The sequence below is a fragment of the Corynebacterium sp. MSK019 genome (assembly GCF_030232425.1).
GTDB lineage: Bacteria > Actinomycetota > Actinomycetes > Mycobacteriales > Mycobacteriaceae > Corynebacterium > Corynebacterium jeikeium_D.
Window position 1 is genome coordinate 1 of sequence record NZ_JASPJT010000002.1, and the last position, 24007, is coordinate 24007.

15 protein-coding genes are annotated in these 24007 nt (G+C 56.9%); 6 read left to right on the plus strand and 9 right to left on the minus strand.

Going from position 1 to position 24007, the window contains the following annotated elements; translation table 11 throughout:
- The 4 genes from QP982_RS01255 to QP982_RS01270 all read right to left on the minus strand — a co-directional run.
- Positions 1-338, minus strand: a 338-nt coding sequence (locus QP982_RS01255) for a helix-turn-helix domain-containing protein (RefSeq protein ID WP_284870101.1), incomplete at its 3' end; no start/stop codon positions are given.
- 262 nt (positions 339-600) lie between these two features.
- The gene (locus QP982_RS01260) at positions 601-4269 is read right to left on the minus strand and encodes a multifunctional oxoglutarate decarboxylase/oxoglutarate dehydrogenase thiamine pyrophosphate-binding subunit/dihydrolipoyllysine-residue succinyltransferase subunit (RefSeq protein WP_070866720.1); all 3669 of its coding nucleotides are present in this window, start codon (positions 4267-4269) and stop codon (positions 601-603) included.
- A 103-nt stretch (positions 4270-4372) separates the two neighbouring features.
- Positions 4373-8227: an ABC transporter ATP-binding protein gene (locus QP982_RS01265; protein ID WP_284870102.1), complete on the minus strand. Its 3855-nt coding sequence runs from the start codon at positions 8225-8227 to the stop codon at positions 4373-4375.
- Positions 8228-8333: 106 nt separating this feature from the next.
- A complete protein-coding gene (locus QP982_RS01270) occupies positions 8334-9152 on the minus strand; it encodes a hypothetical protein (protein ID WP_224783718.1) in 819 nt (272 codons plus the stop codon).
- A gap of 177 nt (positions 9153-9329) precedes the next feature.
- Here QP982_RS01270 and QP982_RS01275 point away from each other — a divergent pair, with 177 nt between their 5' ends.
- Together QP982_RS01275 and QP982_RS01280 are read left to right on the plus strand one after the other, a co-directional pair.
- Positions 9330-10151, plus strand: coding sequence for a (2Fe-2S)-binding protein (locus tag QP982_RS01275; protein ID WP_222865052.1), 822 nt, complete (start codon positions 9330-9332; stop codon positions 10149-10151).
- A gap of 198 nt (positions 10152-10349) precedes the next feature.
- Complete coding sequence (locus QP982_RS01280) at positions 10350-11183, plus strand: hypothetical protein (protein ID WP_048732832.1); 834 nt, start codon at positions 10350-10352, stop codon at positions 11181-11183.
- A 28-nt stretch (positions 11184-11211) separates the two neighbouring features.
- Here QP982_RS01280 and QP982_RS01285 read toward each other — a convergent pair whose 3' ends face one another.
- Positions 11212-11766, minus strand: coding sequence for a hypothetical protein (locus QP982_RS01285; protein ID WP_070429349.1), 555 nt, complete (start codon positions 11764-11766; stop codon positions 11212-11214).
- Between the two features lie 297 nt (positions 11767-12063).
- Between QP982_RS01285 and QP982_RS01290 the strand changes: the two genes are divergently transcribed.
- Together QP982_RS01290 and QP982_RS01295 are read left to right on the plus strand one after the other, a co-directional pair.
- Complete coding sequence (locus tag QP982_RS01290; protein ID WP_187404011.1) at positions 12064-13125, plus strand: chymotrypsin family serine protease; 1062 nt, start codon at positions 12064-12066, stop codon at positions 13123-13125.
- A 255-nt stretch (positions 13126-13380) separates the two neighbouring features.
- Positions 13381-14520: a trypsin-like serine protease gene (locus QP982_RS01295; protein ID WP_242451381.1), complete on the plus strand. Its 1140-nt coding sequence runs from the start codon at positions 13381-13383 to the stop codon at positions 14518-14520.
- 97 nt (positions 14521-14617) lie between these two features.
- Here QP982_RS01295 and QP982_RS01300 read toward each other — a convergent pair whose 3' ends face one another.
- Entirely contained in the window at positions 14618-17506 is a 2889-nt protein-coding gene (locus QP982_RS01300; RefSeq protein ID WP_284870103.1) for a DUF3427 domain-containing protein, read from the minus strand.
- Between the two features lie 41 nt (positions 17507-17547).
- The gene (locus tag QP982_RS01305) at positions 17548-17940 is read right to left on the minus strand and encodes a (deoxy)nucleoside triphosphate pyrophosphohydrolase (protein WP_187400138.1); all 393 of its coding nucleotides are present in this window, start codon (positions 17938-17940) and stop codon (positions 17548-17550) included.
- A 120-nt stretch (positions 17941-18060) separates the two neighbouring features.
- Here QP982_RS01305 and QP982_RS01310 point away from each other — a divergent pair, with 120 nt between their 5' ends.
- Positions 18061-19443 carry an MFS transporter gene (locus tag QP982_RS01310; protein ID WP_049172006.1) on the plus strand — a complete coding sequence of 461 codons (1383 nt, stop codon included), beginning with the start codon at positions 18061-18063 and terminating at the stop codon, positions 19441-19443.
- Here the strand turns inward: QP982_RS01310 and QP982_RS01315 are convergent.
- Entirely contained in the window at positions 19440-20372 is a 933-nt protein-coding gene (locus tag QP982_RS01315) for a bile acid:sodium symporter family protein (RefSeq protein ID WP_070862429.1), read from the minus strand. The two genes, QP982_RS01310 and QP982_RS01315, sit on opposite strands and share 4 nt — an antisense overlap.
- A gap of 712 nt (positions 20373-21084) precedes the next feature.
- Here QP982_RS01315 and QP982_RS01320 point away from each other — a divergent pair.
- Positions 21085-23253 (plus strand): DEAD/DEAH box helicase, encoded by a 2169-nt coding sequence (locus QP982_RS01320; RefSeq protein ID WP_070546805.1) that lies wholly within the window; start codon positions 21085-21087, stop codon positions 23251-23253.
- A 171-nt stretch (positions 23254-23424) separates the two neighbouring features.
- Here the strand turns inward: QP982_RS01320 and QP982_RS01325 are convergent, their stop codons facing one another.
- A complete protein-coding gene (locus QP982_RS01325) occupies positions 23425-23925 on the minus strand; it encodes a hypothetical protein (RefSeq protein ID WP_049172012.1) in 501 nt (166 codons plus the stop codon).
- Between the last annotated feature and the right edge of the window lie 82 nt (positions 23926-24007).

Genomic DNA, 24007 nt, shown 5'->3' on the forward strand with positions numbered 1-24007 from the left:
CCAGGTGTTATCCGACTGCGGGTATTCATAGTGGTTAAACTAGCCCGCCGGTTATACACCGTGGTTGTGCACACCCCAGCCTGCGCGGCAATCTCGGCAACACTATATGAGCCGGCCATAAGCATCTCGTAGATCACGCGATGCTTATGCATCATCGAGACCTTCGGGTAGTGCGATTGGTGCTGGATCTCAATTCCGGCTTGTCGCGCCCACCGCCTGACAGTTGGTGAGGGTATCCCTAACTCACGTCCAACTGCGCTTGCTGATGCCCCGTTGGCGATGTGTTGAAGCGCAATCGGTTTGATGGCACTGTATTTCGTTCGGCGGGTTTGCTTCACTACTTCTCCTGGTCGAAAGTGGTGATGCATTCACCGCCTGAACCTACCGGGACATTTTTGTCATAAACGTAGTCAGTAACTCGCATTGAGGACTAAGTAGTAAATGGTGCCGACCCGGTGGCACGCCGACCGGACACGCTTTTTGACTATTCGCCCTTGATGCCTGGCAACGATCGCCCAAGCAACAAGAAAGGGGCTCCAACCGTTCGGTTGGAGCCCCTTAGCGTTTACACGCCAACTGGCGAAGACCAGTCAATGAGACCTACTTGAGAGCCTCTTCCAGCAGAGCCTTCTCCTCAATCTGGTGGACCTTAGCCACACCAGTTGCGGTGGAGGACTGTGCACGGCGGGAAACGCGGGTCAGCTTCGGCATATCCGGCAGAACCTCTGGGAGGTTCAGTGCCAGGAACGGCCACGGACCCTGGTTAGCCGGCTCATCCTGAACCCAGCGGACTTCCTCAAGATCCGGGTAGGACTCGAAGATGTCGCGGAGGCGGTTGTGCGGCAGCGGGTGCAGCATCTCCAGGCGAGCGATTGCAAGATCGTCGCGCTTGTCCTTCTTACGCTTCTTCTCCAGCTCCCAGTAGATCTTGCCGGAGCAGAGCAGCAGGGTCTTGATGCCGGACTTGTCCTTGGACTCGAAGTTCGGGTCATCGATGACCGAGCGGAACTTGTTCGGGTTGGTGAAGTCCTCGACAGCAGACGCTGCCATCTTGTTGCGCAGCATCGACTTCGGCGAGAACACAACCAGCGGACGGTGCAGGTCGGACAGGACGTGGCGACGCAGCAGGTGGAAGTAGTTAGCCGGCTCGGACGGCTGAGCAACGGTGTAGGAGCCCTCGGCTGCGAGCTGCAGGAAGCGCTCGATACGTGCCGAAGAGTGGTCCGGGCCCATGCCCTCGTAGCCGTGCGGTAGCAGCAGAATCAGCTTGGAGGTCTGACCCCACTTGGCCTCGCCGGAGGAAACGTACTGGTCAATGGTGGTCTGAGCGCCGTTGGCGAAGTCACCGAACTGTGCTTCCCAGAACACTGCTGCGTCCGGGTTACCCAGGGTGTAGCCGTACTCGAAGCCCATGCCTGCGTACTCGGTCAGAGCCGAGTTGTAAATCATGAAGCGACCACCGTTCTTGGACTTACCGTAGGCGTCGATCGGGTTGTATTCCGAACCGTCCTCGGAGTCAATCAGAACTGCGTGGCGAGAGGTAAAGGTACCGCGGCGGACATCCTCACCTGCGAAGCGGACGTCGATGCCAGCACCGGTGAAGGAGCCGATTGCCAGCAGCTCGGCCATACCCCAGTCGATGCCACCTTCCTGAGTCATCTCCGCGCGCTTCTTAGCGACCGGCGCAACACGCGGGTGAATCTTGAAGCCCTCAGGGAGGTTGACGTAAGACTGACCAATCTCGACGATTTCAGCCTTCTCGATGCCGGTCTTCAGACCATGCGGCAGCGGCTGAGAGCCTGCAATACCGGACTGTTCGCCCGGCTTTGCGTCCTGTGCTGCGCGGACCTCGTTGAAGACAGCTTCCATCTGGTCGTGGAAGTCTCGGCGAACTGCCTCGTACTCTTCCTCGGAAATGTCACCGCGACCAATCAGGTCCTCGGTGTACTGAGCGCGGACGCTTTCCTTTTCGTCGATGACCTTGTACATCAGCGGCTGAGTCATGGACGGGTCATCGGCCTCGTTGTGGCCGCGCTTGCGGTAGCAAACCAGGTCGATGAAGACGTCCTTGCCGTAGCGGTTACGGTACTCAACAGCCAGCTGGCCGACCCAGACGACAGCCTCCGGGTCGTCACCGTTGACGTGGAAGACCGGGCAGCCGTATGCCTTGGCGATGTCGGTTGCGTAGTAGGAGGAGCGACCGGAGTCCGGCGAAGTGGTGAAGCCGATCTGATTGTTCACCACGATGTGGACGGTACCGCCGACCTTGTAACCACGCAGGGACATGAGGTTCAGGGTCTCCTGGACAATGCCCAGGCCGGCGAAGGATGCGTCACCGTGCAGCAGCAGCGGCATGACGGAGTAGCCCTCTTCGCCCTTGTTGATCTTGTCCTGGCGTGCACGAGCAAGACCCTCAACGACCGGGTTGACGGCCTCGAGGTGGGACGGGTTCGCAGTCAGGGTGACGTCAATCTCGCCCTCGCCGAACATCTGGATGTGACGGCCAGTAGTACCCAGGTGGTACTTGACGTCACCAGAACCGCCGACCTGTGCCGGGTCGATGTTGCCTTCGAACTCGGTGAAGATCTGGCGCAGTGGCTTGCCGACGATGTTTGCGAGCACATTCAGTCGACCGCGGTGTGGCATACCGATGACGACCTCATCCAGGCCAGCACCAGCAGCGGTGTCAATGGCGGAGTCCATCAGCGGAATCAGCGACTCTGCGCCCTCAAGGGAGAAGCGCTTCTGGCCGACGTACTTGGTCTGCAGGAAGTTCTCGAATGCCTCAGCGGCGTTCAGCTTCTGCAGAATGTACTTCTGCTCAGCGTGGGACGGCTTTGGCTGGCCGCCCTCAATGCGCTCTTCCAGCCACTCGCGCTCTTCGCGGTCGAGGATGTGAGCGTACTCGGAACCGACCTTGAGGCAGTATGCGTTCTGCAGGCGCGAGAGAACTTCGCGCAGCGTCATCGTCTCCTTGCCGCCGAAACCACCGACGTTGAAGGTACGGTCCAGATCCCACAGGGTCAGACCGTGCTCCTCAATATCGAGGTCAGCGTGGTTCGGAGCGGAATCATTCGGCTGGTCAGAACGCAGCGGGTCGATATCAGCCAGCAAGTGACCGCGGGAGCGGTAGGCCTCAATCAGACGCATAACGCGGGTGTTCTTGTCGATACCCGTGTTCGGCAGATCCTGTGCCCAACGGATTGGGGTGTAGGGGACGCGCATGGTCTGGAAGATGTGGTCCCAGAACTTGTCGTCGACGAGCAGGTTGCTCATCGTGCGCAGGAACTCACCGGACTCTGCACCCTGGATAATGCGGTGATCGTAAGTAGAGGTGATGGTCACCAGCTTGCCGATGCCCATCTCTGCCAGACGGTCCGCGGAAGCACCGGCGAACTCAGCCGGGTAATCCATGGAGCCGACACCGATAATCGCGCCCTGCCCCTTGGTAAGGCGCGGGACGGAGTGGCGAGTACCGATACCGCCCGGGTTGGTCAGGGAAATGGTGACGCCCTGGAAGTCCTTACCGGTCAGCTTGCCGTGGCGAGCACGAACGACGATGTCCTCGTAGGCGTCGACGAACTGCTTGAAGGTCAGGGTTTCACACTCGCGGATAGCAGCAACTACGAGCGAACGAGAGCCGTCCTTAGCTGGCATATCAATGGCCAGGCCGAGGTTAATGTGCTCCGGGGTAACCAGAACTGGCTTGCCGTCAACCACCTTGTAGTTGTTGTTCATGTCCGGGTGGAGCATGACAGCCTTCACCATGGCGTAACCAATGATGTGGGTGAAGGAGATCTTGCCGCCGCGGGCGCGTGCCAGATGATTGTTAACCAGGGTGCGGTTTTCAAACATCAGACGTGCCGGCATATCGCGAACCGACGTAGCGGTCGGCATCTCCAGGGAGACATCCATGTTCTTAGCGATAGCCCGTGCGACGCCCTTCAGAGGCTCCTCGCCGGATTCAACAGCCGAAACCTTGGCTGCTGCATCCATTGGGGACTTCTTTGGCTTCGGGGAGGCCGGCTTGTTCGGGGTCTTAGTGGGTTCGACCCCCTTGGATTCACGACGTCCGGTTGCCTTAGCTTCCTCCTTCGTGGCTGCTGCTGGCTTTGCCATATTGGAAAGGTCCTCGCCCTTTTGGGACGGGGTGTGGGTTGCGAAGAATTCGCGCCATTCCTGACCCACAGATTGTGGATCCTTCTGGAATTGCTGGTACATCTCGTCGACCAGCCATTCGTTCTGGCCGAAGCTCATGTCGCTGCTCACGGCAGGTACTCGCCTCTTTTCGTCTTAGTTTTACTAACTCACGTTTATTCTAATTAGCGCAAGTGTCAAAGTGTCATTCAAGGATAACGAAAATTCTGAATTACTACACCGTCGCGCTCCCCATATGGTACTTGCTCCAAAGCTCTGCGTATTGGCCACCCGCCGCTAGGAGCTCGTCATGGGAGCCGTCCTCGACAATACGCCCGTGGTCAAGTACCAAAATCCGGTTGGCCCGAGCCGCTGTAGCCAGGCGGTGGGCCACAATAATTGCCGAGCGTTGACGCGACGCACGGTCAGTGGCTTCAAGGATTGCCGACTCTGTTGCAGGGTCGAGTGTCGCGGTGGCTTCGTCGAGAAGCAGCAGTTCAGGACGCATCATTTCGGCACGAGCGAGTGCGATGAGCTGACGCTGTCCGGAGGAGAGCCCTCGGCCATCTGGGCCGACGGGGTGGTGGAAGCCACCGGGCAGGCTGGCAATGGTGCTGAGGGCACCGACGTTTTTCGCGGCCTGCTGAATTTCAGCATGACTGCTGTCCGGTAGACCGTAGGAAATATTTGTTGCTACTGTCCCCGAAAACAGGTGTGATTCTTGGGGGACATAGCCGAGGGTGCGTCGCCAATCGTTAAGAGGGAAGTCGCGGATGTCAGTTTCGGAGGCTCGCACCACACCGTCAACTGGATCGTAGAACCGAGCAAACAACTTAATGATTGTTGATTTTCCGGCGCCCGTGGATCCGACAATTGCGACTGTTTCTCCGGCAGGAATCTGCAAATCGAGAGCATCGAGAACCTGCGGGCGTTCGTGCTCAGAGTCGGCGGCGGAGTAGGAGAAAGTTACCTTGTCTAAGCGCAGGTCGCCAGCAGCTGCGCGGGACGCGCCGTCAGTAGTGCCGTGATCTGGCATGGGGGCGGTCTGTAGGAGGTCATCAATGCGATTGAGGCCGACCTTCGCCTGCTGGTAGCCGTCGAAAACATGGGACAGCTGCTGAATCGGGCCAAAGAGCATTCCTAGGTACAGCGTGAAGGCGACGAGTACGCCGGGCGTCGTGGTTCCCGAAGCAACCTGTTGGGCACCGACAGCCAATACCGCGGCTGTTGCCAACTCAGAGACGAAGTTGATGCCGGGGAAGAATAGAGCCACGGCCAGCTGCGCTCGCTGACGGATTGCGCGGTACTTGTTGGATTCCTCGGCAAAGGAAGATTCGATATCGGCGACACGGTGGTACATCTGAATCTCGCGAAGCCCACCAATGGTCTCCTGAAAATCAGCGTTGACCAAGGAGAGCTGCTCGCGTGCAGCCTTGTATAAGCGCGAGGAGATTCGGCGGAATACCAGGGTGGCCACCACAATGATGGGAAGGGACGCCAACGCCACCGCGGCGAGTGACACCTGTGTGGCAAGCAACAGCGCCGTGACACCGAGCAGAGTAAACGCGGCGATAGCCCCTTCTGCCAGTCCCGTTTGCAGGAAAGAGGACAGCGCGTCGATGTCGGTTGTCATCCTCGTCATGATGGCACCCGAGCGATTGGCCTCGAAGTAGTTAATGCCAAGCGACTGCAGGTGACGGTAGCAGCGCACACGCAGGGCATAGAGCAGCCGCTCACCAGTGCGCGCAGTAATAACAGCATTTGTGGCTACGGCAAGCCAACTGATGAGGACCGTCGCCAAGCCACCTGCGGCGCAGGCCCACAGCACGGCCTCATTGTGCTCACTGATGCCGTGGTCAATGGCGTAGCGCACGAGCATGGGGAACGCCAGATCGGCAACGGCAATGAGGGCGAGCAGCGCGATGACACTTATAAATAGGCCGCGGACATAGGAGAGCAGCCGGCGTAGAGAAAAAAGCTCGGAGTTGTCGAGTGCCGCAGCGGGCACACGCGGTTTTTCGGTAGCGGGTGGGAGGTTTCGCACACGCTCGAGAAGCTCAGGCGTCGCAGGAGCATTGGCGAGAGCCGCCCCCATGCCACCACGACCGCCGCCGCGGCCACCGGGGCCACCGGGGCCACCGGGTCCACCTGGACCGCCTGGACCGCCTCCGGCTCGGCCGACCCCGCGGCTCATTTGAGAAGTGGCACCTCCGGGAAGCCGCGCAGCGGTGTCTGGCGTGGAGTTGTCGGAGGTTGGCGCGGTTTCGTCGGGCCAGAGTTCCTCGGGGCTGGGGTCCTCACTGCCAATGGGGTCGAGAACGAGGTTTTCGATTTCGGGGTAGGCGTTCTGGTCGATGTCCATCAGCTCGGTGAAGCGCGGATGAGAAGCAATCAGTTCGGCCTTGGTGCCAATGCCAGTGATGGCACCGTCTTCGAAAATGGCGATGTGGTCCGCCTGCTCGAGAGTGGAAGATCGATGCGCCACGATGACGATAGTCGTATCCGCCAGCTGTGAGGTCAGCGCGCTGAAGATTTCCAACTCTGTCGCGGCATCGATTGCTGAGGTCGCGTCATCGAGAACCAAAACCCGAGGACGGGCGAGGAATGCCCGTGCTAACGCGACGCGTTGAGCTTGTCCGCCGGAGAGATTATGCCCGCGCTCGCCGATGGCTGTGTCCCACCCCTGAGGCAGGTCGTCGACGAAGTTGACCTGCGCGGCTGTCGCTGCGGCGACAATCTCTTCCTGGGACGCCGCGGGATTGGCGAATGCGATGTTCTCACGCAACGTGCCCGCAAATAGATAAGGAGTGTCCGGAACGACAGTAATAGCGTCATATACGTCGCTGGAGAGAATGCGCGCGGTATCTGTGGATGTGCCGTGGCTGGGCGCATCGATAGTGATAGTTCCCGAATCCGGCAGATAGTGACGGCCGAGTAACTCCGTGGCGATAGTCTTTCCGGACCCCGGTGGGCCAATCAACGCTAAGGTCGCCCCTGGCGCGACGGAGAATGAGACATCGTCGATAAGCGTGCGTCCGCCACGGCTGTGGGTGACGTGGTTGAAGCTGATGCCAACGGGGCCGTCGGGGAGGGGGAGCGCGTCGGTGGGTTCGGGGTTGTCTGGTCGGGCGTCGATGACATCGGAAATGCGGTCGATGCTTGCCGACGTCAGCTGTATCGAGATGACCATGTTGGAGACCAGACGCGACAGGGCAGTCAGGCTGGTGAGATACGTGGCAAAAGCTACGAACGTGCCTAGGGTGATGTGTCCGTTAATCGCGAGCCAGCCACCGACCGCGATATTTCCGACGAGGGACAGTTGCGGCAACGACTGCAGCGCCGGTTGGAATCGAGCGCTGAGTTTTGCCGCTCGCAGGCGGAGGGAATAGAGCAGCGACGAGTTACGCTCCATCTTCGCAACTTCGTTGTCCCCCTGCGCAAACGCCTTGACAACGCGGATGCCGGAAACGGTTTCCTCGACTTGTCCGGCGATCTCGCCTGCTTGCTGTTGGGCAGCCCAGGTTGCAGCATGGAGTTTGTCACGCGAATTCACTGCAATGTAAATAATCGCTGGCACGACGGCGAGGCCGACCATTGTCAGGGGCAGCGAGAGGGCGAGCATGATGCCGATTGTGATGAACAGCTTGACGACGGATCCCAGCGTCAGCGGCAACATCGCCAGTAGTCCGGCCACTGCCTGGAGGTCGGAAATTGACCGCGATACAACCTGGCCTGTGTTGACTCGGTCTTGTGCTGGACCATCGAGGTTTTGTAGGGAGCGAAGGATCTTTAGTCGCAGGTCGTGCTGAACATCAATGGAGAGTTTGCCGGAGAAGAATCTGCGCCCCACCTGGGCGACGAAGCGTACTAACGCGATGGCCAGAAAGACAGAAATGACTGCCTGCAGGGGAGTTAGGGAAGGCAGTAGGCGCGCGGGGACACCGCCATCGGAAGAGCCCGTTGCCACATCAATGGCATCTCTAGTGAGAAGCGGAAGTACGGACTCCAGCCCGACAACGATTAGCGCTGCGGCTATGACGCCATAGAGCGGTAGTGGCCTGTGAAGAGACTGTTTCCACAAGAACTTCATGGGCGAGGTTCTGCGGGGTTTGCTCTGGGCCATGGTGGGTACCGCTCTTCCATTGAAAAACGTCGCTGAAGGGGAAATCGCTGAAGGGTAATCGGGGTAAGAGGAACTACTTATTCTTCTTTTTCTTCGGCCACTTCAGCGCCGAGGGAATAGAGAACCTCGATGACTTTGAGTCCTTCTTCGAGTCCTCCGAGGTGTTGGATTTAGCCGGTAGCTTTCGTTCAAAGTCCGACCAATCCTGGGGAAGCGGGCCCAGAGATGCGCGAGTGGAGCTGATAAGAATGCCACCGAGCTTGCGGTTGGCGGAGGCCCCAACCACGGCGCCAATTCCAAATGGCAAAATCTTACCGATGATGGCCAGGCGAGCGTTCTTCATCAAGCGCTTGCGTGCCTCGCGAATCAGCAGGCGGTTTGCTGCACCCAGCTGCGGAACGCCAAGCCGTGGCAGTAGAGAATTTACGGAAGTTTTGGTCTGCTTCCGCAGCGATTCCTCGCCAAGCAGAGAGGCCATAATAGCTGTCCCCTCAGAGCCGCTCATGGCCGCAAGAATCAGCGTGCGACGGCGTTGCGGATCGGTGATGTCAATATTGCGCAGGGTTGCTGAGGCCAGTGTGTACCAGGCTGATGCTTCCAGGAACAGCAGCGATTCACCGGTAACCGCAGCCAAGCCCGTAATCATGCCGACGCCGGGAAGAACCGCACTGCCGCCGGCGGCACCACCGGTGCCGGTGACCAGGTTGAGGTAGTGGGAATCAATACGTTCTTGTACCTGCGCCGGAGTTTCATCTTTTTTGCGCTTGTGCAGGGAACTGACGTACCCGGTGATGGCAGACGACTGCCAGCTCATGGTCTTATCCAGGGTTTGGATAAGAAGGGTTCCCAGTTTTCCGGCATCACGTTCGATCGCTTCGGGGGTTGAGTTCACCGCATCAGTTACTGTGCGAGTTGAATCCTTCTTCGTCTTTTGGAACAAAGTAGTAGACCTCCTAAACGGGTCCGTTGAGAGCCATATGCCCATATAAACACTACTGAGCTGTGGGGAAATTCCGTAGTCGGTGGAAAAATAGACAGGTGTACGGCGATTAACACAGTCGATAGAAGGATGAGACTGGTGAACGATGTCACGCGGGGTGCCGCATTGCCTCCCGAGTACTCCCAGCTTTTGGCGGACTTTCCTCGGTTTTCCGCAGATGTCACGCCTCACGACGGCGCTGCGGAGTGGCACCTTTCTACCGAAGCTGTAGCCGCCGGAATTGAGGCTGGGAGAAAGCTGTTTCCCATGCCCGAGGTTGAGGTGGATACCCGTTTCCAGGCCCAGTTGTGGTGGTGGTCCATGTGCGGAGCATTGGTAGGGCCATCGCTGGCATGCGTGTTGGTGTCCGATCGAGTTCCAGTGTGGCAGTGGTCTTCTTGGCTCACATTTCTTCGAGATGACTATTGGGTTGGGTTCCAAGCTCAACAGTTTGAAAGCATTTCCGCTGAGGATGCGGATGAGCTGAAGGATTCCGGCGAAGCACTGGCTCATTTCTTGGAGCCGTTGGCTCAGGTTGTTGGAGAAGTCGGGGAAATCAAGCCTGCCCCTCTTTGGGCCGTGGCTGCCGATGCCGTAGCTAACGCCGCAATATCCGCCGGTAATGAGCTGATGGAGCCCTGGCGTGGAGCGCTTATTGGCAAACATGTCGTTGAGGGAATACAGCGAGTACATCGGGTCCCTCTTCCTCGTTTCATGGATTCCTGCGGAGGCGAGGTGCGCCCCTGGGATGAAGCCGCTGCTGAATCGGGAGAAGAACCGGACTTCGATGTAGTTACTCACCTGGAGAGGGCTACTTGCTGCATGATTTATCACAGCCCAGATGCCGATCTGTGTGTCTCCTGTCCAAAACGTTCTCGTGAGGAACGCCATCAACTCTGGGCACGCTACTGAGCGCTCTGTTTTCGAGAATCGACAGCTGGCGGCCTGCTCCTCAACCGACCGTGTTGGCGGCTTTGCAGCAGCACGCACGCTGCCGGCGCGATCTTTCGCAGCAATTGCCGGGGGCATGAGCCACCCCATGATTGCGCGTTTGTCGCTACGATTGGCTGCGGGTAGAGGCCAATTATCTTTCAAGGGAGGATTCCACCCATGAGCTTTTTCGAGCAGATTGCTGCGGCACTGGACCGCGAGGGCATTGAAAGCCGTGTCAACGATGACACCCTCTTCGTTCCCATTACCTCTGACCTGGAGGTTCAGTTCGTCACCATTGATGAGGACATCCCGGCTGCCGAAGTTTACGTAGCCGCTGCCGATGTGGATGATGAGGACGACGAGTTCGAAGCTGTTCTGGTCTCCGCTGTATTCTCCGTCGAAGACGCCGTCGCGGCAGTCGCCCACCATGTAGCTACTGACCAGGTTGTTGGCCTGCTGCGCACTCTGCTCGATGGTGATGATGACCGCATTGCTGACCTGGAGTTTGAACAGGACCCCGAAGAGGCAACCTTGGTCACCTCCGAAGTTGGTACCTCCTCGTTGGTCCAGGTTTTGGTAACTGCCCACAACAACGAGCCCAGCGCACACGTCCGCTTCATCTCCCAGGACGCGAACTTGGACGACATTGTCGACCAGGCCATCGCAGAGTTCTGGGACTCGGACACCGAAACGGTTCTCACCGATGATGACCGTCGCAAGATGTTCGCTGACCTCTACTCTGACATCCAGACCTTGCGCAATGAGGTTCTGACGCTGGGCACCTTCAAGGACTTTGACAAGCTGATGGATGTCCTTGCGCTCGTGGTAGACCGCGCAGAGGAATGGGAAGATCAGCTGGCACCCGTCGATGACGGGTACGCGGAGTATATCTACTCTGATCACGTTGCCTCCTTGGACGGGGATGATGATGACGATGACGACGATGATGACCTCTATGACGATGGCGACTATGACGACGAGGACGACGAAGAAGGCGACGACAGCGAGTAGCCGTACTGTGGCAGCACTGTGACCAGTGCTAAGCCGCTGATGGGCGAGAAGAAAAGAGCTCGTTAGGACACGGCAGTGGCCGCGCGCCCCTGGTGCCAATCCAGCTATAACGGCGCCCGGGGAGTGCGAGGTCAGTGCCGTTTTCGTGTATCTTGCTGCAGTCCTGCGCACGATGGAGAGCCTCAGCCACAGCCCGAGTACGTCGGCGGTTTTCTTCCCGCGTCCGATTCGAACCGCCAATTCCGCGGAGGACTACCTCCGATGAGGATGCCACCTTGACGGAAACGGAGTACATGAACATGGGCTCATCCTTCAGGATGAAGTATTCCGCGTGCACGTCGGCAAGCTGAGAGACCAGTGCGCGAGGAAGCGCTATCCGCGACGCGCGGACGGTGACCACAGGCCCGTCGGGAAGCGAAAAGGTGTGATCTAGCGCGCCGGGCGAATGCCTACGGGCGATGGTGGGGTGGCAGAGGATTGTGCGGATGAGGTCGAGGTCTTCGAAACATTCTGCACGGTAGGTAGCGGATAGTGGGGGAAGAGCTAGGCGGCGATGAATGGGAAACTCGTCTGCTGTGTTCATGGCTCACAAGTTATCGAACACCCCGGACTCGCATTTTCGAACATATAGAACTAATGTTCGAGATATGTTTAGCATCAATTGGCTACCCAAGTGGGGGTAGTCAATTGGCTAGGTGCCTGGTGTTATTGCAGGGACATGTGGGGTTGTGGAAACGATTCGATAACGACTTTTGTAAAAGTCCAAGAGTCTGAGAAAACGCTATTTCTGGGGTGGGGTGGTGGATTAGTGTGGGGGATGGTCCTAAAGGAAAACTAAAAATTTGAAAGATTCGTCTCAATGAAGCACGCAAGAAGTCGAATGGCGGTATCGGCTTTCGCAGCACTTTTGTCCTTAGCAGCCCCGGTCGCGGCACATGCTGTCGTGGTTGGTCCGGGTGACCCGATTCGAACTCCCATGGAGGGAAGCCCGTGGGATGGGCACCGAAATGTCAACTCGCCGATGTGTTCGGCGGGTGTTCCGGGAGCGGTGACGGACCGCAATGGGGAAAAGCATCGGGTCATGTTGACCGCAGGGCACTGTGTGAATGATGCTCCGGATGTGGGTCTGCCAATCGTTACCGGTGAGGTGTATGTGCCAACCGCCGAAGGCGATAAGCGCATTGGTACGACAGGTGCTCACCGTTGGGAAGTGCCGCAGGAAGATGCCGGACTGGAGTCGTTGCCGGCGGCCTTTAATGGTGCAGACTATGGAGTAATCAACCTTGATCCAGACGTAGAAACTACCGGCGCAAGTTACTCCATCGATGAAAATGGTCAGAGCTACGGGGAGCCTGTAGCGATGACTGGCATTCAAGACAATGAAGATCTGCCGCGTGGCGAGGTCTCCTTCGATAATTTTGGCAAACCTATCTGTAAGGACGGCATGCGTACCGGACGTGCCTGTGGCTATCAGGTATTCCGGGCTCGAAACGGCATTTGGACGGTTGGTATCGGCGTTGACCACGGTGACTCGGGCGGAAATGCCTACGATCCGACCACAAATGAAGTTATTGGCGTGAATTCGATGACCTTCGGTCCGGTCTCGCGTGTGATGCCCGCGGATATTGCCATCCAGGAGGCCTACGGCATTCCCGACGGTCAAGTAAACGACCACTTCGAGGTATCGGATTCCACGGCTCAGCGCGACTCCACCTATCGCACCCTCAACGAGGATATGGCGGCGGATCAGGAGTACGCCCGGACGCAGAATTCGCAGGGTTCTCAGGAAGGTTCTGTACCGCAGTTAACTGATCTTGTGGACCAGTTGCCGCAGTCGCCGCAACTGCCTGAGCTGCCACAATCGCCCCAATTGCCACAATCGTCACAGCCGTTTGAGCTGCCTCAGTTGGCAGAAATTCAGCTTCCAAGCTTTGAGGGCTAGCACCAGTCTGAGAATCTGACAAAAATCACCCCCGAACCGTTAAGAGAGCCAGAATCATCCAAGGCGGATGGTTCTGGCTCTTGCATTGCTGTTGAACAAACTTTTTGATGCGTAATGCGCGTGCCGTGAAGGCGAATGAACGGTTCCTCGACTGAGAATTTCACCCTAGGTTCCATTTTTGGAGAGCTTTGTAAAGGTGTCCCTAATACACTGAGAGGGACAAGTTTTCTGTACAGAAATGGAGTAGCGCACACTATGGTCAGTTCGAAGAAGGTCGCCACACTTACGGCTGCACTGTCGGTAGCTGCAGGTGGCTTTGTGCCCGGAATCGCGGTAGCTGAGGCTGCACCGGCAAATTCGGATGTTGTCATCGGCCCGGGCTCGCCGTTGCGAATGCCGTTCCCGAGCAGCAAGAACATCGATGGACGTCATGTTCAGTCCCCGATGTGCTCTCTGGGAGTTCCTGGCACCGTTGTGGATCAGAATGGCGTTTCGCATCGTGTCATCATGACTGCCGGCCACTGTGTTGTGGCGAAGGATACTGAAACCGGCGAAGAGGTCACCGGCCAGTTCTTCATCCCAACCAAGGATGGCGACAAGCTGGTCAACAAGGACTACATGGGCACCGATGTCATGCCGGAAGAGGGTGACTTCGACGAAAACACCACTATGCCGGAGTTCTTCAACGACCTCTTCAATAGCGGTGACTACGGCATCATTGAGGTTCAGGACGACATCAAGACCACCTCTATGTCCCACTCTGTTGATGAGTTCGGCAACGTCCACGGCGAGCCGGTTCAGATCGTCGGTATCGAGGACAAGCGCACTCTCGAGCCGATGGAGATTTCCTTCGACAACCTCGGTGAGCCCGTGTGCACCGACGGTTCCCGTACCGGCCGTGGCTGCGGCTTCCAGGTCTTCCGAGTCCGCAATGGTGTCTGGGCTATCGCTCCGATTGACCACGGCGATTCGGGCGGAAACGCTTTCAACCCGGAGACTCGCGAGGCCATTGGCGTTAACTCCATGGGCATCGGCCCGCTGAGTCGCTTCCAGCCGATTGACGTTGCTCTTGAAGAGCAGTACGACATCCCGGACGGCCAGGTCAACGAGCGCTTCAAGGTAGAGACCTCCACTGAACCGCAGTCCGAGTTCCGCACGATTGACGAGGACTCCCAGTACACCAAGCAGCACGTCCCACAGGAAGAGCCGGAGCTGGGCCCGATTGGCGAGCTGCTCCCAGAGGGCGTCGAGGTCCCGCCGGAGATTGCCGACATCATCTCGGAGAGTCCGTCTCTCCCGGAGCTGCCGATTCCGGAGCTGTCGGGTGCGACCGCTCAGGCAACGCAGTCTGTCAGCAACATTTCCTCGCAGGCGAACCTGCCGAGCCTGTTCTAATCAGGTCACCGCAGTCTCGTAGATAGGGCGTTCGCTTTACGACGCTCCGTTCAACCCCCTATTCCGCCACAGTGGCGGGGTAGGGGTTTGGCTTTCGTTAGTCAATCGGCTTTGCGTGAAGGTACTCGAAGAATGTGTCGGGAACGGGATGTTCAAGGTGAAGCTTCATTGTGACAACATTCGAGTCTTTCCCCTTAACCCCCTTCATTTTTGCTTGCTGGGGATCACTTGGAGTGGCTTCGCCAAGGTAGGTGAATCCTTCATCTGGTAAATCATCCCTGCGTACAAACAAATGGATAGGGAATTTATGTTGGATGATGCTCTGGACTTCCTGACTCTTTAGCGTCCTATTTGAACGTGTAAACCAACGCATCGTCGAATGGTCAATGAATTCATCCTCGTATGCGATGCGAGGAGCAAGCCCCTTGTGCTTTCGGTAGTTTACAAAGATTGGAATCGTCTGCGAGTGGGAATCAATCTTATAGCCATTTAGCGTGCCTGATTGATCCGACCGAAGCCTCAAAAGACGAGAAACATCCTTTCTGGAATAGCGTTGATTGCGGCGAAGTACACCCGTGAAATAATCATTTTCGCGGGACAGGAAAAGACCAGTTTGAATGATGTCATCCACATGCTCTCGAAAGCTGTTTGGATATGACGAATCCCACTTGTTGTATAAAGTCAAAAATTCCTCAGTCAGACTGTAACGTGAGGTTTCGTCATCGTACCGGACCAATCTAATTTCTTCGTAGGCCCGCTTCGGGTAAAACTCGAGGTTGAGTACTCGTTCGACAACAGAGAGATCCAGCTCGCTGTGAGAAACAGCCCTTGTGTCGAGTAATTCTGAAAACTCTTCACGTGTGATGGAACCATGCTTAATAAGCTGGTCAAGTAGAAGTAACTCTTGGGGTTGCTTTCCGGGAAGTAGCTCGCGGGACAAAAACTTCAAGTATTCACTCTGCTTATCCGTTGGTCCTGTTGCTGCTTTGTCCACCTGGTGTAGGAGTTCCCAATAATTCTTGGTACGCCTGGTGGAGATCACTGTAGGGTCAACGAGGTTGAATCGAGCAAAATCCATTAGTCGTGGTACACGATTCAGTCGGTACTGGAGAAGTTGAATATCCTTTTTAAATTCAGCAATCGTGTCCACCGAGGCTGTATCGATGGCTTTAAGGATCTTCTCCTTGGCAATTTCATCAAAGCTCACAGTAGAGCCCGATGGGATATTGGAGGGATCAACGACTTTGCTCTTGAGCTTCGACTTATTTCTAGATGAATCTCCGAAAAGAGCCATCGGGATCATGTAATTGTTCTTGTAGTTTCCAATGAAATCAATTACTCGGAGATGGTCTTTTCCTGGGGCTTTGCGAAGGCCACGGCCCAGCTGTTGGGTAAAAATGATGTTTGATTCGGTGCCGCGCAGCATCACTACTTGATTTACTGCCGGAATGTCGATGCCCTCGTTGAAAATATCAACGGTGATGATGTAGTCGAGTTCGCCTGCAGATAACTCCGCAACGACAGCATTTCGTGTCGAGATTGAGTCTTCACCTAGAAGCACCTTCGTCCGTAGCTGCCGGCCAAAGAGCTGCTTTTGGTTAAGCTGCTCCGATAGCGCTTTCGCTTCGTCTTTCCGACTGCAAAATATGAGCCCCTTAACTCTCTCAGGAAACCCGTAGACACGGAGCTTCTCCAGGAGATAGTCGATACGATCTTCAGCGACGAGAGCATCGATGGATGCAGTCTTATCACCGATCGCTCGAACTCCATCATCAAAATCGGTGACACCGAAATAATGGAATGGTGCGAGCATGTCGGCTTCAAGAGCGGCTTGCAGTCGGATTTCGTAAGGAACGTTGAAATCAAAGAGGCGAAAGATGTCCCCTGAATCTGGACGCTCGGGAGTTGCGGTCAAGCCGAGGACAAACTCACTGTTGAAGTATGCAAAAACTGGCTTGTAGGAATTAGCAGCGCCACGATGAACCTCATCAATAATGATGAAGTCAAAGGCATCTGGAGAAAAGGTTTTGTAAGTCGATTGGGAATACAAGGATTGAACTGAGGCAAAAAGGTATCGTGCATCAGTTTCTCTTTTCCCACCAACCAAGAGTCCAAAGTCGGCGTCCGTAAGCTCAGAACCGGAGTAGGCAAGTACCTTTTGGAACTCACTCTTAGTCTTTTCCAGAATCTGTTCCCGGTGGGCAACGAACAAGACCCGCTTGGCCTGTGCTTCTTTAACTGCTAGTGCAGCAAGGATCGTCTTCCCCGTGCCGGTAGCGGAAATTATGAGGCCTTTCCGCTCGCCTGACTGCCTCAAGTCAGCGATATTCGACAGCGCTACCTGCTGCATTTGATTGGCGATAACTGGGCCCTCGGGCAGCAACTTTGTGTGCGTGTTTTTCGAAACTGGAGGTACGCGGTTTTGTTCGTACTCATCGACCCATTGATGAGTTAGTGGGATGCAACGGCTACGTTGCATATCAATGGCAGTCTCAATTTGGAATGTGATATCACCATTCTGGTGACTGGAAAAGTGCAGATTCCACTCTTCGTTTTCCTGGAGCGCCTTTTGCGTCAAATTTGCGCTGCCGACGATGGCTGAAAGCTCAACCTCCTTGTAAAAGAGGTATCCCTTTGGATGAAAACCCCGGTGATGATCTTCGGGGTAGATGTAGACGTTCAGTCCCTCAATTTCGAGTAGTTCTCTGAACATCGATGGTGAATTGAAATCAAGGTAGTTCGACGTGATGATCGTCATTGGGCCAGAAAACTGAAGGAGATCCTCCTTCAGCATGGCAAGAGCGGCCGGAGAAATAAATGCTACTGAAAATATGAAACTCGTAGCGGTGCGTAGCTCCTCGCGGAGCGCATTGTACATAGTGGCCGACTCGTCGTTGCGAATGAGTCGGGGATTGTATTTTTTGTCGGCAACGGTGTTTTTATCGATGAAGCCGTAGCGTAGGTCTCCGACCAGGGAATTCATCATTGTTTTAGCATACTAAATGCGCGCTGCGTCGCTTGTATTGATTACTGTTCGTTTACAAGAATGTCGACTGTAGGGATGTCCGCTGGCGCCCAATCAACGGAATAAAGCTCGGACGGTTCTAACCAACGATATTCAGTGTGCTCCGTTAGCTTGATTTCGGGAGAAGAAACGGAACAAAAGTATGTCGCAAGTGAGATAACGGCGAAGTCATACTCATGGTCGACAGTGAGAATGTGGTTCCCAATCTCAGCGTCAAGTTTTAGCTCTTCTCTTAGTTCACGGGCTAGAGCCTCACGAGGGGACTCGCCTTCTTCGATCTTTCCACCGGGAAATTCCCAATAGTTTTCCATCGAGCGACCTGGGCCGCGTTGGGCGGCGAAGATTTTTCCTTCGTAGGTAAGAACGGCACCTACAACTTCGATTCGTTTTTTCATCTCAACTCCGCGTTCTGTCATTGCGCCTCATTCTAGTAATCGTCACTGTTTGCAGATCGGGCTATGGTGAACTCTTGGGCTTCTTATTCTCTCTTTTGCACAGTAGAAAGGACCGTTACCTTGTCAGCTTCCCGTTCGCGCGACCTGCTTCGTCGTAAAGCAAAGTGCGAATCTCAGCCGGATATCGCATCGGAGGTGGGAAGCAAACCACAAGGTCTGGATCCTCGGCAGGGTGAATTAGACGGGACTAAACAGCCGATTCCGCGAGAGATTTGGATTCTGGTCAGCGCTGCGTTCATCATTGCGCTGGGCTTCGGTCTGATTGCACCGATCTTGCCGCAGTACGCGCGCAGCTTCGATGTGGGGGTGTTCGCGGCCAGCTTCGTGGTCAGTTCGTTCTCCATTTTCCGGCTAATCTTCGCGCCGGCATCGGGCTCACTGGTAGAGAAGCTCGGATATCGACGCACGTACCTAACCGGCATCAGTATCGTCGCGTTCTCGACTTTGCTTGTTGGTGTTGCGCAGACATATTGGCAACTGCTGGCGTTTCGTGCGCTCGGAGGCATCGGTTCGACGATGTTTACGGTCTCGGCAATGGGGCTGATTGTGCGGATTTCACCGCCGGAGATCCGCGGTAAGAGCTCGGCTGCCTACGGCACAGCCTTCCTGTTGGGCAATGTCTTTGGACCAATTATTGGTGCTGCGATGGGCGCATGGGGCATGAGGGTGCCGTTTTTCATTTACGGTGGCGCGCTGATTGTGGCAACGATTGTGGTCGGTATGTCGCTGAGTGCGGAGCATCTTCGCCACGTAGTGCCCAAGCGCACGACCCCGGTGCTGAAGTTCTCCGAGGCAATCCGTGACTCGGCATATCGAAGCGCACTAGTCGGAGCCTTCGCCAACGGTTGGTCGAACTTCGGCGTGCGTGTCGCGATTGTCCCGCTGTTCGCCGCGGCAACGTTTTCCCATGTCGGCGCCCCAGAACCAGGCAGCGATGGGGCAGTAGCCGCCACTGCCACAGCTGGTTTCGCGCTGACGGCCTTCGCGCTCGGCAATGTTACGGCACTGCAGTTTTCCGGCCGTCTCTCCGACCGCATTGGCCGTCGTCCACTGCTCATCACAGGCCTGTTTATCAACGGCGTATTCACTGGCGCTATCGGTTTTAGCAGCGGCGCCATTCCGCTACTGATTCTCTCCGTCCTCGCGGGCTTCGGCGCTGGCATGATCAATCCATCGCAGCAGGCCGTGCTTGCCGACGTCATCGGCGCCAACCGCCAAGGTGGAAAGGTGCTGGCCAATTTCCAGATGGCTCAGGACTTCGGAGCGATCTCTGGCCCGCTGATTGTCGGCGCAATTGTGGATGCCGCAGGGTTCAAGGCCGGTTTCTTTGTTTGCGGTGTCATTTCGCTGGTCGCAATGGTGGGCTGGATCTTCGGGCGAGAGACTCTACCAGCCCACTCGTCGAACAGCGGAGCCAAAGAAGCCGAAGCGAAAACAGCTTAAGCAGAAGCGGATTTGCTAGTTTCCTTGCCTTCATCGAGCTTTCGGCAAATAGCCACGTAGATAGCGCCAGTAATGTTATGCACCACAGCGGCCACCGCGCCGGGAAGCGCTGCCTCCGGGGTAAAGAACTTCGCTGCCATACCGGAGGACAGGCCAGCGGACTGTGTGCCGACCTCCACGGCCACCGTGCGCTTGCCCGCAGTCGGCATCCCCACCAGCTGGCCTGCAAAGAAGCCGAGCACGTAGCCCAGAACGTTGTGGATGATCACAGCCACAAACACAATCAGGCCAATGTTCGCCAGGCTCTCAGCGTTCTTGGCCACGGCACCGAAGACCACGCCACCGATACCGAGAATAGAAATCCACGGCAGGATTGGGAGGATCTTGTTAATAAAGGTATCGGCCACAAAGCGGATAATCAGACCGCCAATCACTGGCAGGAGGACTGTCTGACAGAGGCTCCAGGCCATCCCGAGGCCGTCGACCTCCGTGTGCGCGTCGGCAAGCACGAGCATAAGAAACGGCGTCATAATCGGCGAGACCAGTGTCGACACACTGGTCATGGCGACGGACAGCGCGACATCGCCACGCGACAGGTATGCGATGACATTCGACGAAGTGCCGCCCGGAACAGAGCCCAGCATGAGCAGACCAACAGCGAGTGCCGGGTTGAGTCCGAGGACTTTAGCCACGGCAATCGCCAGCAGCGGCATGATGACAAACTGCGCAATAACGCCGAAGAGAATCGCCAACGGGCGCTTAGCGACCTGCTTAAAGTCCGGGATGGTCAGGGTGAGGCCCATCGCGAACATGATGATCATCAGGAAGTACGTGATGTAATCCGTCAGCGGAGTAAACGGGGCGGGGAAGAAGAATGCCAGCGCCGAACCCGCCAAAATAAAGCCCGGAAACCCGAGAACTTCAATCATTGCCGAGAGCTTCGACGGTGCCTTATTTTCCTGCCTGCCATTCCCAGAAATCTCCTCGGGAGAATGTGGTTTTAGCGGGGACTGCCGGGGCGAAGACGGCTGCGTTTCTGGTGCGTTGTTATAGCTGGACATTCTCTAGCGACCTTGGGCTTATGCGTTGCGAAATTGCAAAAATCCGCCGAACGGTGGGTGTTCCACGGCGGAAAATAGCTGATATGTGTACAAACTTGTAGGGAAAATGTTAGCCAGCTCACCCTAGGAAATTACAAAGTAGGCACCCCGAAGTGGGTGCAATGCGCTCGCTTGACGACGGCCCCAGCGCCGGGCCTCGTCCAAGAAATCGTCCGTCTAGTGTCGTGACCTTGCGGACAGGAAATGGTTTTTTGACCGACGGTGGCGTAGTCTGGGCAATCGGTGTGAAATCCTGACGACAATGTCGCAGAGAATCTGGCAGCGGTATAAATTCGCTGGTGAAACGCTTGAAAGTGCATAGTGCATGATGGGCGCCCCTCCTCGGAAGTAAAAGCTGAATTGGGTTTGGGCGCAATTTTTCGAAGTATGTGCAAGAGAAGCGATGTCATCGCAATTCCGACGTGAGAGCACTGAAAAACAAGAACGTAAATTGGGCGGGTCATGTATGTGCGACCCAACTGTGAGTAATCAACTGTTGAATATTGAGTGTGCGGGCGAAAAGGCCCAGGAAGAGCCCCAAATGGCTAATAATGAAATGAATGGCAGCGTCGAGGAAAACCGCGAGGATCAGCGCGAAAACCGCGAGGACGCAATTGTGAAGGCCGAGGATGTAGTGGCCGAGGAAGCACCGGTGGTCGAAGAGAAGGCCGCTGAGGAAAAGACCGAAAAGGCTGAGGTCAAGGAAAAGGCCGAGAAGAAGGCCGAAAAGAACAAAGACGACAACGGCGACGACACCGTCGGCTTCGATGAGCTTGAGCTGCCGGATGACATTGTCAATGCAGTTCGCAAGGTTGGGTTTGAGACTCCGTCCCCAATTCAGGCTGCAACTATCCCGACTCTGATGAGCGGCCGCGACGTCGTCGGCCTGGCTCAGACTGGTACCGGTAAGACCGCGGCGTTTGCGCTGCCGATTCTGGCTCGCATTGATCGCTCCGTCCGTGCACCACAGGCTCTGGTGCTTGCTCCGACCCGTGAGCTGGCGCTGCAGGTTGCGGACTCCTTCCAGTCGTTTGCTGATCACCTGGGCAAGATTCAGGTCCTGCCAATCTACGGTGGTCAGTCCTATGGAGTGCAGCTGTCGGGTCTGCGCCGAGGTGCGCAGATTATCGTCGGCACGCCTGGTCGTGTCATCGACCACCTGGAGAAGGGCTCGCTGGACATTTCCGACCTGCGTTTCCTGGTGCTGGACGAGGCCGATGAGATGCTGCAGATGGGCTTCCAGGAGGATGTCGAGCGCATTCTTGCCGACACCCCGGATGACAAGCAGGTCGCGCTGTTCTCGGCTACCATGCCGGCTGCGATTCGTCGCCTGTCCAAGCAGTACCTGACGGAGCCGGAAGAGATTACCGTCAAGTCCCAGACTCGCACTGCGGACAACATTCGCCAGCGCTTCCTGATGGTCAGCCACCGCAACAAGCTGGACGCGCTGACCCGCATCCTCGAAGTCGAGGAATTCGAAGCGATGATCATGTTCGTGCGCACCAAGCACGAGACCGAGGAGCTCGCCGAGAAGCTGCGTGCCCGCGGATTCTCCGCTGCTGCCATCAACGGCGACATCCCGCAGACTCTCCGTGAGCGCACGATTGATCAGCTCAAGGACGGCCGCCTGGACATCCTGGTGGCAACCGATGTGGCTGCTCGTGGCCTGGACGTTGACCGCATTTCCCACGTGGTCAACTACGACATTCCGCACGACACCGAGTCCTACGTCCACCGCATCGGTCGTACCGGCCGCGCTGGCCGCTCCGGCGAGGCGCTGCTCTTTGTCACCCCGCGTGAGGGACGCCTGCTGCGCTCGATCGAGCGTGCAACCAAGTCGCAGCTGCACGAGATGAAGCTGCCGACCGTCGATGAGGTCAACGACTCTCGCAAGCAGAAGTTCGCTGATGACTTGACCGAGGCGCTTGCTGATTCGCAGGTTCCGGTCTTCCGTGAGCTCATCGAGGAGTACGCAGAAGAGCACGACACCCCACTGGTTGATATCGCCGCCGCTATCGCTGCGCAGGCACAGTCGGGCGACTTCCTAATGAAGGAGCCGCCGCGTGGCCGTCGTAACGACCGTGACCGTGATCGTTTCGACCGCGACCGCAACCGTGGCCGCGATGGTCGCTCCCGCGGTGAGCGCGGTCAGGGCAAGCGCGCTGACCTGGTCGAATTCGACCGCGAAGGCACCGCAACCTACCGCATCAGCGTCGGTCGTCGCCAGCACGTCCGCCCGGGTGCCATCGTCGGCGCCATCGCCAACGAGGGTGGCCTGTCCTCCAAGGACTTCGGACACATCGACATCCGTGGCGACCACACACTGGTCGAACTGCCGGCCAACCTGCCGCAAGAAGTCATCAACAACCTCTCCGATACTCGCATCTCCGGCCAGCTCATTGGGCTGAAGCTTGACGACGGCACCTCGGTCGACGACAGCGATGACTACCGCGGTGGCCGTGGTGGCTACCGTGGCGATCGTCGTGATGGCGGCCGCGGTCGCGGAGGATACCGTGGTGGTCGCGGTCGCGACGACCGCCGTGGTGGTGGCCGCGGCCGTGGCGGCTACCGTGGAAACTTCGATGACGGTGACGATTTCGGTGGCCGTGGTCGCGGTCGCGATGACCGTCGTGGTGGCGGTCGCGGTCGCGGTGGCTACCGTGGTGACCGTGATGACCGTCGCGGTGGTTACCGAGGCGGACGCCGCTAAACCTGCTAGGTGAGGTGAGCTGGGTGGTCGTCGTCAGGCGACAACCGACGACCGCCCTTGGCGCTGACCTAGAAAATAAAAAACTGCCGGTACGCATGTACTTTCAAACCCGATTAGTCGGGCCGAAACGTACAGACGCACCGGCAGTTTTATTGTGTCTGAGCGTGAGCTCTAGATGAAGAACATCAGGATGCCGGCGACAACCCACAGCAGGGAGAAGATGCCGGAGAACATAGCCAGCTGGCCCTTCTGCTTGTCCCAGTCGAGCTCTTCAGCCTTCTTGCGACGCTCGATGAACTCCGGATCGTCAGCATCCTCGTCTTCGTCAGCGATGCCGAGGCCGGCCATCATCAGACGCTGACGCGGAATGACCAGGAAGAACAACAGTGCCCAGGCGATGATAGCCAGCAGAATTGCGGCGTGCATTGCCCCGGACTTCATGTAGGTCGACACATCGGTGAACATGACACCGAAGCCGAGCAGCGGCACGAGCAGCGACCACATGCCGTAGGTGCGCGAAATGGCGTGCATGGTGCGCGCGGCGCCGACCGTTCCAGCCTCTCCGCCGCGGGCTGCAAGCGCGAGCTTCGGGAACATCGAAATTGCGACAGTCACCGGTCCAAGCAGCAGAATTGCCGCCAGGACGTGAACCATAAGAACTACGTTTTGCACGTATTACCTTTCCACGACTGAATGTAGGCCTCGCGTTCAAGCGAGGAGTGGCCTGGATATTTCTTTATTAAGACCAGTCCTT